Raw genomic sequence first — 1,079 nt, 5'->3', positions numbered from 1 at the left:
TCAGGAACTCAGTGTTTACCGTGAGATCGCTGCTGGCAAATATTCTGGCCGACAGTCGGCTACCAGGAAAAAGAATCCATCCTCCCGAACGACCAAAGCATCATCGACCGCAACAACGAGTCAGACCGGCCAGATGAGCGGATCTGCTGCCCGTAAACAGGGAGCCGATTCGACAAACGGCAGCAGTCGTGAAGATAAAGACCCGCTGGAACCTTCAGCTGAACAGGATACCGGAAGTTCTACTGTCACTTGTTTCAAGTGCAACAAGGCACTGAATACACAGGAATTAAGGCGAATAACCAATGAGGCAACTGCCTCCGTGATTTTATGCAACAAGTGCCTTTCGGACAATCAGAGTAAAAAAAGAGCAAAACGAATCCGGAAAGAAACAAAGCCGGATTCATCAGAACCGGCCCAGAAAAAAAAGAAGGGCCCGGGTAGAAAGAGAAATAATACTGAAGCAGCTGCTACTGCGCCATCGGCCAAAAAAAAGAAACCGGCAGACACTCAGATCCCCGGTGACCCATTGGAAAAAGTAAAAGAAAATATCGAATACGAATTAAGTCAGGAAGAGCTGGAAAAAGTACAAACCCTGATGGAGGTATTCAAGAAAAAAAACATCACAGTCAAGTCTACTTTTTATAAACTCCTCGGCTTTCTAGAGAGAAGTTCATTTAATAGCTTCTTCGATAATGCCACCGCTTTTTTTGGGCACCTTTCTGAAAACTTCAAAAATACAGGCATGCTGACCAGCATGTTAAACAATAGAAAAAAACATATCCGGAGTTTCACAGAACGTAGCCTGAGTGAACTCGAATATTTAGCACGTTTGGATGTATTGAATTCCTTCTCGTCCATGAATAATGGTAAAGGCGTGCCCACACATAAGGAAGTGAAAGCAATACTGGGCTGGCCAGAATGGAAAGCCAGGGATGGCGAGTTTAATACGAAGTTGTTCCGATCCTTCTCGTCCATGAATAGCAGCAAAGGCATGCTCAAACATGAGCAAGTGAAAGAGGTGCTAGGCTGGCCGGAATGGAAAGACAAGGATGGCGAGTTCAGTATGGAGCTGTTCCGCT

General features: G+C 45.4%; 1 protein-coding gene. It reads left to right on the top strand.

Features of this window, described 5'->3' with window-relative positions; all coding sequences use genetic code 11:
* Positions 1 to 133: 133 nt before the first annotated feature.
* A partial coding sequence (locus KDK19_RS15070) for a hypothetical protein (protein ID WP_257292272.1) occupies positions 134 to 1,079 on the top strand: 946 nt, incomplete at its 3' end.

Origin of the sequence: Endozoicomonas sp. ONNA1 (genome assembly GCF_024606325.1) — a bacterium.
Taxonomy (GTDB): Bacteria; Pseudomonadota; Gammaproteobacteria; order Pseudomonadales; family Endozoicomonadaceae; genus Endozoicomonas_A.
Note: the sequence above shows the minus strand (reverse complement) of the source record. Positions and strands in the feature narration are given on the sequence as shown.